Source organism: Candidatus Nitrosarchaeum limnium BG20, from assembly GCF_000241145.1.
Lineage (GTDB): Archaea > Thermoproteota > Nitrososphaeria > Nitrososphaerales > Nitrosopumilaceae > Nitrosarchaeum > Nitrosarchaeum limnae.
Genome location: NZ_AHJG01000266.1, coordinates 1 through 3,591, shown reverse-complemented (window position 1 = coordinate 3,591; position 3,591 = coordinate 1). Strand labels below are relative to the sequence as shown.

The 3,591-nt window shown below is 30.2% G+C and carries 3 protein-coding genes and 2 pseudogenes; 3 read left to right on the top strand and 2 right to left on the bottom strand.

Annotation, left to right across the window (positions count from 1 at the left end):
* Positions 1 to 121 precede the first annotated feature (121 nt).
* Positions 122 to 540, bottom strand: a pseudogene (locus tag BG20_RS09365) (Mut7-C RNAse domain-containing protein).
* A gap of 67 nt (positions 541 to 607) precedes the next feature.
* Positions 608 to 2,524 (bottom strand): ribosome rescue protein RqcH, encoded by a 1,917-nt coding sequence (rqcH, locus tag BG20_RS09360; RefSeq protein ID WP_010194405.1) that lies wholly within the window; start codon positions 2,522 to 2,524, stop codon positions 608 to 610.
* A 104-nt stretch (positions 2,525 to 2,628) separates the two neighbouring features.
* Between rqcH and BG20_RS09355 the strand changes: the two genes are divergently transcribed.
* From BG20_RS09355 to BG20_RS13435, 3 genes and pseudogenes are all read left to right on the top strand, one after another.
* Complete coding sequence (locus tag BG20_RS09355) at positions 2,629 to 3,111, top strand: G protein-coupled receptor family protein (protein ID WP_010194403.1); 483 nt, start codon at positions 2,629 to 2,631, stop codon at positions 3,109 to 3,111.
* Between the two features lie 18 nt (positions 3,112 to 3,129).
* Positions 3,130 to 3,393, top strand: coding sequence for a methyltransferase domain-containing protein (locus BG20_RS13440; RefSeq protein WP_238527590.1), 264 nt, complete (start codon positions 3,130 to 3,132; stop codon positions 3,391 to 3,393).
* Positions 3,390 to 3,591: pseudogene (locus tag BG20_RS13435) on the top strand (precorrin-6Y C5,15-methyltransferase (decarboxylating) subunit CbiT); the annotation flags it as partial. The gene BG20_RS13440 and the pseudogene BG20_RS13435, both read left to right, overlap by 4 nt.

Below are 3,591 nucleotides of genomic sequence, written 5' to 3'. Positions count from 1 at the left end.
TTTAAAAGAAAAATTATTTTTAAATTCTTTTTCTAGTTTTAATTTTGTTTTATTTTTAAGATATTCAGTAACAACTTTTCTAGCAGTTTTTACAAGAACACTACCATCATTTTCTGATAAATTATTGTAATCTTTCATTAATATTACCTACAAACTTTTGTAGATTTTTAATATGTGTACCTTCCCAATAAAATTTATTACAACACTCACATTTCCAAAACTTTTCATTTGAATTAAAAATACCTTGAGAATATTTTCCTTTATACTGTTTTTATCTATTTGTTTAGTTAATGAATTACATTGGGGACATCTTGATGTATTTCCATTAATTTGAATTCTTTTCAAATTTTCTCTAGTAATTATTTCTACAAATTGTTCAATTTCTTCATTTTTTATGATATGAATTGATCTTAGTCTGAGTTTTTGCGTTTTTTTAATTAATTCTTTATCTTTTGAAATGATTATTCTATTTTCATTTCTTGCAATATCGACTAATTTTTCATCTTCAATATCTGAAAAATATTTTGAATCATAACCCATCAATCTTAATTTTTTTGCAATATTTCCCAACATTGCATCAACAAAAAATTTTGGTTCGTTACTTATTTTAAGAAGCATCCCCTAAACCTACTTCTGTAATCTGACTTGCCCCAGCTGGAAGTGCACGAACAAAATCATCAATGTTGATTTTCTTTACAATATCTTCTTCTAATTTTAAAAATTCTAGTCTGACTTTTTTTGCAGCATCTACCATTTCTAATCCATGCGGTTCAATTATTGCATAACAGATAGAATTTTTCTTTATTGGTTCAGGTGGACCACATGTCACAACAAAATCATCTCCTTGTGGCATTAGTCCAACAGCTAACTTGAGAGTGGATATCTTTACAAAATTTCTTTGTCCTTCTATGGTAAATGATCCTTTTGGAAGAAATTGTCCACTAGGAGCTGATTTTTTTACTTGTTCAGGATTTACCCAAAATGCACTTACACCATACATTCCTTCTCTCCACGCTCTACTAAAGCAGACAGTTGCATGAGCAACTTCGTTCAAACTAGCTGGAGGTGGATTTTCTGTATCCTTGAGAATGAAAAAAGGAGAACCAAAAATATCACCATGAAATATTTTGTCATTTTTCCCCAAGTGTTTTCTTACTACTGCCGAGTTTGACGGTGCATCTCTACCACCTATTGCTAAAATTCCATCTGAAGTAAAAAACCACCTATACCTCTCATACCAATTCTTTTTTCTAATCTCTGCAAATGTAACTGATTCTTTTTCTGTTTCTGCTTTATTTTGTAATTTTACTAGTTTTTTCTGTGTGTTAATTTTAATTTGTTCAATTGATTTTATTGCACCTGATTTTCGTTTGGCCTCATTAAATAATATTGATGCAATTGATTGCAATGCAGATTGCGCATTTATCTTTATTTTTTCATCATCAATAATAATAAGAGTAATTCCTTTCTCTTTTACTAATTTAGAATTATGAATAGATAAAATTTCATTAGCTCGTGAGTCTTCAATTGATATAATTCCTTTTGAGATCATCTCAAATAGTGAATTTGCAACGTTAGTTATGTGGTTTGATTTTTCCTTTACAGTTTCAATTGCTTTCTCTTGTTCTGCTATTTGATTTTCAAGTTCTTTAATTTTCTTATCTGAACCTCCAGTTTGAATTGATTTACCAATTTCTACAAGATTTTCTGTAAAAACAGTATCTAGTCCTTCTATAAAGCTATTAACAGGAGTACAATTATCATCTAACTTTCCCAGTCTGACAGGTATGATTTCTGTTTTTTCATTTCTAATAATTACAGGTTCATGTTTACCTGTAACAACATTTGTTACAATATTTTTTGTAGTATCATAAATCTTTTTTATTTGATCTGATGTCAGTACATTTCCCATAGTTTTTGAATCAATACTTGCTATTTCAAAAATACCTTCGACATATTTTTTTGGTAATCCTAATGTTCGACCCAACCATTTTCCTGCACTCAAATCTGTTGTTTTTAATTCTTCAAAATCAGATTCTGTTACATCAATTACATCCAATCCATTTAGTGGAGGTGGAGTATACACTAAACCAACACCAAGCTTTCTATGTCTTACATCAATTGAGTGCTGTAAAGCAAGAATTTTCATCTCGTTATTACATAACAAAATATTCCCATCACCAAAAAATTCTCCAACAATAACAAACTCCTTATCAAATCCCTCAAAAGTAAAATATGCAATTCTTTCTGAAGCAATTTGTTCTATCTTTTTTACTTTTAATCTAAGTAAATCACTTCTTAATCTTTTAAGTAATCTATTTGGCTCCATTTGTTCAATTTTTACAGATGTTAACCAAACACCAGAAGTGGATATCATCATATAGATATCAGGTTTTTCGGTGTGATGTAGTTTGAATAATATGCTGTCTTTTGTCACACCATAGATGTTACTAACATAGTAATCCTGTGTTGCTTCTGAAATTTGATTTACCAAATAACGTAATTCTATTCCTGCAAGAGTCACACCGATCTATTTTGCATCTGAAATTATACTCTTACTCTAATTTATGCCCATTTTTTGACCAAAGATTTTAAACGAGGCTAAGCAGAGTCAACCTAGAAATTTACTTGGCAAAATTCAAAAAAAAGAAATCTGCACCAACTCCTGATCCTGAGGATTCAAAAAAAGAATCAATCAAAGAGGAAAACAATGAGATTCCAGAGACTGAATCAAGCGTTTCTAGTAATGATAATTTAGAGCCTGTAGAGAGTCAAGATGAAAAAAGTGAGAAAGACAAAAAGTTAGATAGACTATTTTGGTTAAGAGTTGGATGTGCAGTGATTGCAGGTACACTTGCAACTTTTCTCTTTGAAGATATAGAAGGAGAAGAGAGAAGATGGGCATCAATTGTATTTATGATTATAGTGTTTATTGGAACAATATTTGTTGCAAAATCAATGAAGATACAATTACCCTCATCTGATAGAAAAAAGATTGTAATGCAAGGTATAGGAAGTTATATTTTCATTTACTTGTTTGTCTGGATTCTTACATATACAATTGTACATGCAGGTACAATCACAAAAGGTATTACATCTCCAATTTCATAAGTATGGATCTTTGGTCATATGTGGAATTTTAAAACACCTGGAATTCCAGATGATCTCTTTGAGAGAACTGAAAATGTACCAATAACAAAAGAAGAAGTACGAACAATCCAAATTAGTAAAGCTAGACTATGTCCAGGACATATAGTATATGACATTGGATGTGGAAGCGGTTCAATATCGATTGAAGCAGCAATTCAAGTTGAAACAGGTAAAGTTATTGCAATAGATTATGATGAAAATGCAATTGAATTAACTAAAAAAATATTACAAAATTTGGTTTGAAAAATATTTCTGTAATATTAGGTAATGCAAAAGAAAAGATCTCAGAACTTGAGCAAGCTGATGCCATATTCATTGGGGGAACCGGAGGAGATACTGAAGAAATTGTAAAACTATGCCAAAATAAACTCAAGTCTGGTGGAAGAATTGTCGTTGGAATAATTTTGATAGAAACTCTGTATTCCGTACTACAAGTTTTTG

Coding starts and splice junctions, on each gene's coding strand:
- BG20_RS13440 (WP_238527590.1), top strand. CDS start 3,130: ATGTGGAATTTTAAAACACCTGGAATTCCAGATGATCTCTTTGAGAGA.